This window comes from Aureimonas altamirensis, assembly GCF_023702225.1.
Classification (GTDB): domain Bacteria; phylum Pseudomonadota; class Alphaproteobacteria; order Rhizobiales; family Rhizobiaceae; genus Aureimonas; species Aureimonas altamirensis_B.
In genome coordinates this window covers 1-5,992 of record NZ_JAMQCO010000026.1, presented here as the reverse complement: position 1 = coordinate 5,992, position 5,992 = coordinate 1, and the positions used below count along the sequence as shown (strand labels likewise).

General features: G+C 55.8%; 2 tRNA genes and 3 rRNA genes. All 5 read right to left on the bottom strand.

The features are described from left to right. Positions 1-95: 95 nt before the first annotated feature. The 5 genes from rrf to NDN16_RS20720 all read right to left on the bottom strand — a co-directional run bounded on the left by rrf (position 96) and on the right by NDN16_RS20720 (position 5,550). Positions 96-210 (bottom strand): 5S ribosomal RNA (rrf, locus tag NDN16_RS20740). 56 nt (positions 211-266) lie between these two features. Then, positions 267-3,087: ribosomal RNA gene (locus tag NDN16_RS20735) — 23S ribosomal RNA — on the bottom strand. A 504-nt stretch (positions 3,088-3,591) separates the two neighbouring features. Further along, positions 3,592-3,667, bottom strand: a tRNA-Ala gene (locus NDN16_RS20730). A gap of 41 nt (positions 3,668-3,708) precedes the next feature. Next, positions 3,709-3,785: transfer RNA gene (locus tag NDN16_RS20725), tRNA-Ile, on the bottom strand. Between the two features lie 282 nt (positions 3,786-4,067). Then, a 16S ribosomal RNA gene (locus NDN16_RS20720) occupies positions 4,068-5,550 on the bottom strand. Together the 16S, 23S and 5S rRNA genes with 2 tRNA genes alongside form the textbook arrangement of a ribosomal RNA operon. Positions 5,551-5,992 lie beyond the last annotated feature (442 nt).

Below are 5,992 nucleotides of genomic sequence, written 5' to 3'. Positions count from 1 at the left end.
CGCGTTGGAGCGGGGTTATTGTGATTGTTGTGTGTTTTGGTTGTTTGGTGTTCTGAGGTATTGAGAGGGTTTATTGATTGAGATGCACTTAGCAGACCTGGCAGCGACCGACTTTCCCGCGTCTTGAGACGAAGTATCATTGGCGCGGAGGGATTTCACGGCCGAGTTCGGCATGGGATCGGGTGTATGGCCCTCGCAATGACCACCAGGTCGGCTAAGTGCATTGGAAGCTGTGTCTTTTTGGGAATGGGCATTGGCGAATGAGAACGATCAAGCCGATCGAGCTATTAGTACCGGTAAGCTTCACGAGTTGCCTCGCTTCCACACCCGGCCTATCGACGTGGTGGTCTTCCACGGCTCTGATAGGGAACACTCGTTTTCAGGTGGGTTTCCCGCTTAGATGCCTTCAGCGGTTATCCCGACCGTATATAGCTACCCTGCTATGCGGCTGGCGCCACAACAGGTCCACCAGAGATACGTCCATCCCGGTCCTCTCGTACTAGGGACAGATCCTGTCAATATTCCTACACCCACGGCAGATAGGGACCGAACTGTCTCACGACGTTCTGAACCCAGCTCACGTACCGCTTTAATTGGCGAACAGCCAAACCCTTGGGACCTGCTCCAGCCCCAGGATGCGATGAGCCGACATCGAGGTGCCAAACAACCCCGTCGATATGGACTCTTGGGGGTCATCAGCCTGTTATCCCCGGCGTACCTTTTATCCGTTGAGCGATGGCCCTTCCACGCGGGACCACCGGATCACTATGACCGACTTTCGTCTCTGCTCGACTTGTCTGTCTCGCAGTCAGGCGGGCTTATGCCATTGCACTCGACGAACGATTTCCGACCGTTCTGAGCCCACCATCGCGCGCCTCCGTTACTCTTTGGGAGGCGACCGCCCCAGTCAAACTACCCACCATACACTGTCCCGGACCCGGATGACGGGCCGCGGTTAGACATCCATGACGATAAGGGTGGTATTTCAAGGATGGCTCCACGAGAGCTGGCGCCCTCGCTTCAAAGCCTACCACCTATCCTACACATGCCGACACGAATGCCAGTGTAAAGCTATAGTAAAGGTGCACGGGGTCTTTCCGTCTGACCGCAGGAACCCCGCATCTTCACGGGGAATTCAATTTCACTGAGTCTGCGTTGGAGACAGCGGGGAAGTCGTTACGCCATTCGTGCAGGTCGGAACTTACCCGACAAGGAATTTCGCTACCTTAGGACCGTTATAGTTACGGCCGCCGTTTACTGGGGCTTCGATTCAGAGCTTGCACCCCTCCTCTTAACCTTCCAGCACCGGGCAGGCGTCAGACCCTATACGTCGTCTTGCGACTTCGCAGAGCCCTGTGTTTTTGATAAACAGTCGCTACCCCCTGGTCTGTGCCACCCCATACCGGTTGCCCGATAAAGGGTCACGCTTCTTCCGAAGTTACGCGTGCAATTTGCCGAGTTCCTTCAACGCAGTTCTCTCAAGCGCCTTGGTATACTCTACCAGTCCACCTGTGTCGGTTTCGGGTACGGTCTATTCGGTGGGGCTATTTCCTGGGACCACTTCGCCGCCGAGACAATCCGATAAGCCTCGACAACACACGTGATCCGTCACTCACCACCAGGCCCACGATTATTAACGTGGTTCCCATCGACTACGCCTTTCGGCCTCGCCTTAGGGGCCGGCTAACCCTGCTCAGATTAACTTTAAGCAGGAACCCTTGGACTTTCGGCGAGGGAGTCTCTCACTCCCTTTATCGTTACTCATGTCAGCATTCGCACTTCCGATACCTCCAGCGCCCCTCACGGGTACGCCTTCACAGGCCTACGGAACGCTCCGCTACCGCTCATCCCTTGCGAGATGAACCCACAGCTTCGGTGTATGGCTTGAGCCCCGGTACATTTTCGGCGCAAGAACCCTTAAATCTAGACCAGTGAGCTGTTACGCTTTCTTTAAATGATGGCTGCTTCTAAGCCAACATCCTGGTTGTTTTGGGATTCTCACATCCTTTCCCACTTAGCCATAACTTGGGGACCTTAGCTGGTGGTCAGGGTTGTTTCCCTCTCCACGACGGACGTTAGCACCCGCCGTGTGTCTGCCGGACAGTACTTCCAGGTATTCGGAGTTTGGTTAGGTTTGGTAAGACGGTGAGTCCCCCTAGCCCATCCAGTGCTCTACCCCCTGGAGTATTCATCCGACGCTCTACCTAAATAGATTTCGCGGAGAACCAGCTATTTCCGAGTTTGATTGGCCTTTCACCCCTAGCCACAAGTCATCCCAATCTATTGCAACAGATGCGGGTTCGGTCCTTCAGTGCGTGTTACCGCACCTTCAACCTGCTCATGGCTAGATCACTCGGTTTCGGGTCTAATCCGACGAACTGAACGCCCTGTTCAGACTCGCTTTCGCTACGCCTACACCTACCGGCTTAAGCTTGCTCGCCAGACTAAGTCGCTGACCCATTATACAAAAGGTACGCCGTCACCCTCGCGGGCTCCGACTGTTTGTAGGCATCCGGTTTCAGGTTCTCTTTCACTCCCCTTGTCGGGGTGCTTTTCACCTTTCCCTCACGGTACTGGTTCACTATCGGTCATGCACGAGTACTTAGGCTTCGAGGGTGGTCCCCCGAATTTCAGACAGGATTTCACGTGTCCCGCCTTACTCATGGACCATACAGGACATTACGCGTACGGGGCTGTCACCCTTCTCGCCAAGCTTTCCAGCTTGTTCCGCTTCTTCCTCATATGGCCACTGGCCTGGTCCGCGTTCGCTCGCCACTACTAACGGAGTCTCGGTTGATGTCCTTTCCTTCGGGTACTTAGATGTTTCAGTTCCCCGAGTTCGCTTCTAACCCCTATGTATTCGAAAGTTAGATACCTTCTAAACGATACCTGGAAACCGCTTCGGCGCACCCCACTCGCGCAGGCTACGCCAAACCGGTTTTCCAGGCATCAAAGGTGGGTTGCCCCATTCGGAAATCCACGGATCAAAGCTCATTCGCAGCTCCCCATGGCTTATCGCAGCGTATCACGTCCTTCATCGCCTGTGCATGCCAAGGCATTCACCAGATGCCCTTAAGACACTTGATCGTTCTCATCGCCAATGCCCATCCAGATCCACCCGACAAGCGTCAGGCAGACCGAGAGAGGACGAACATTCGCGCATTCCTCGGACACCGCAAACATGAGACTGCGTGCAACAGCTCCTCACGTCCTGCAGCGGTGCCCAGCCGACACGAACGCCCCTACAAAAAGCATCCATGCCGGCAAAAAGACCAGCTTCCAGAGACGGGACCCGATGATGGCGGTCAGGCACATCAATCATAGCGTACCAGACAGCCCTTAAAGCTGCCGGCCGCGGGTATGGCCAGGATGGTAACCCGGTGGGCGATGAACCCCTCGGCACCCTGCCCCGGACGGAACCGTCGCAGCAAAACGCCCTAAAGCGCCGCCCGAACGATCCCTCAGGACCCGTCTTCTCTTCACCTTGTCATCAGAACAGGCAGACCGCGCATCAGCACAGCCTGCAAACCTTGTCTTCTTCCTGGATGTTCAAACCTTAAAACCGACCGCCCGGCACCATTCCGTGCCGCTTGGTGGAGCCTGTCGGGATCGAACCGACGACCCTCTGCTTGCAAAGCAGATGCTCTCCCAGCTGAGCTAAGGCCCCTTTTGCCTGCGTCCGGCCTGCGATCGTCCGGCTCCACGAAGTGGTGGGCCCGGGTAGATTCGAACTACCGACCTCACCCTTATCAGGGGTGCGCTCTAACCAACTGAGCTACGGGCCCGATCCCATGAACCGCTTCATGATCCCGGCCCCGGCCGAGGTCGTCTCGTCCGCTCAAGCAACGCAATCCAGGCATCGCGAGCGGACCATCATCCAGTGAAGAAAGAGAAACGTGGGCGGCGGCGCCTGCCTCACCACGACAGTCCGAAGACCGGCATGGCACTTGTATGCACGGCACGAACCTGACTGATCCATGCTTTTGTTCTAAAACAATCCGGTACAAACCAAACGGCGGACCATCCAAGGATGGCGGACCGAACGGCCGTGACGGGATCGTCCTTAGAAAGGAGGTGATCCAGCCGCAGGTTCCCCTACGGCTACCTTGTTACGACTTCACCCCAGTCGCTGACCCTACCGTGGTTGGCTGCCTCCTTGCGGTTAGCGCACCACCTTCGGGTAGAACCAACTCCCATGGTGTGACGGGCGGTGTGTACAAGGCCCGGGAACGTATTCACCGTGGCATGCTGATCCACGATTACTAGCGATTCCAACTTCATGCACCCGAGTTGCAGAGTGCAATCCGAACTGAGACGGCTTTTTGGGATTAGCGCACTCTCGCGAGTTGGCTGCCCATTGTCACCGCCATTGTAGCACGTGTGTAGCCCAGCCCGTAAGGGCCATGAGGACTTGACGTCATCCCCACCTTCCTCTCGGCTTATCACCGGCAGTCCCCTTAGAGTGCCCAACTCAATGCTGGCAACTAAGGGCGAGGGTTGCGCTCGTTGCGGGACTTAACCCAACATCTCACGACACGAGCTGACGACAGCCATGCAGCACCTGTGTCCACGTCCCGAAGGAAAGTCACCGTCTCCGGTCACCGTCGTGGCATGTCAAGAGCTGGTAAGGTTCTGCGCGTTGCTTCGAATTAAACCACATGCTCCACCGCTTGTGCGGGCCCCCGTCAATTCCTTTGAGTTTTAATCTTGCGACCGTACTCCCCAGGCGGGAAGCTTAATGCGTTTGCTGCGCCACCGAGTGATAAATCACCCGACGGCTAGCTTCCATCGTTTACGGCGTGGACTACCAGGGTATCTAATCCTGTTTGCTCCCCACGCTTTCGCACCTCAGCGTCAGTATCGGACCAGTAAGCCGCCTTCGCCACTGGTGTTCCTGCGAATATCTACGAATTTCACCTCTACACTCGCAATTCCACTTACCTCTTCCGAACTCAAGATACCCAGTATCAAAGGCAGTTCCGGGGTTGAGCCCCGGGATTTCACCCCTGACTTAAATATCCGCCTACGTGCGCTTTACGCCCAGTAATTCCGAACAACGCTAGCCCCCTTCGTATTACCGCGGCTGCTGGCACGAAGTTAGCCGGGGCTTCTTCTGTGGGTACCGTCATTATCGTCCCCACTGAAAGAGCTTTACAACCCTAGGGCCTTCATCACTCACGCGGCATGGCTGGATCAGGCTTGCGCCCATTGTCCAATATTCCCCACTGCTGCCTCCCGTAGGAGTTTGGGCCGTGTCTCAGTCCCAATGTGGCTGATCATCCTCTTAGACCAGCTATGGATCGTCGCCTTGGTAGGCCTTTACCCCACCAACTAGCTAATCCAACGCGGGCTCATCCTTCCCCGATAAATCTTTCTCCCTCAGGACGTATACGGTATTAATTCCAGTTTCCCGGAGCTATCCCGTAGAGAAGGGTAGATTCCCACGCGTTACTCACCCGTCTGCCACTCACCCCGAAAGGTGCGTTCGACTTGCATGTGTTAAGCCTGCCGCCAGCGTTCGTTCTGAGCCAGGATCAAACTCTCAGGTTTGATAAGAGTGTTCCCGACTAAGTCACTGTCTCAAAGCATCGACGAGAGTATTATTCCCTCCATGGATCCCTCCATGAAAAGACTCTCATCTGCGAAACGTAACCGTCAGTCATCTCTCGGGGCTACTCCAACCTGACAAAGGAATACCAGGCCAAAGTCCCCTCGCAGACAACCGCCGTCCACGTCTCTCTTTCTTCTCAATCTTCAATTCTCAAAGAACCCGGTCGGCAAAACCAAACCGCCTCAGCCCAGCCCAAAAGCCAAACCGCGAAAGCTACCAAAAGCAACTCTCTTAAATCCAAAACCAACGGCCAGAGCGCAAAAACCCGGCCGGATCAACAAGGCTTAACCAAGCCAACCCAGCCATCGCTTCCAAACCTCAAATCACCCCAACAGGGAAACCCTCAGTCCGGCCCGGCGCCGCCGCCGTCTCGATGGCCGG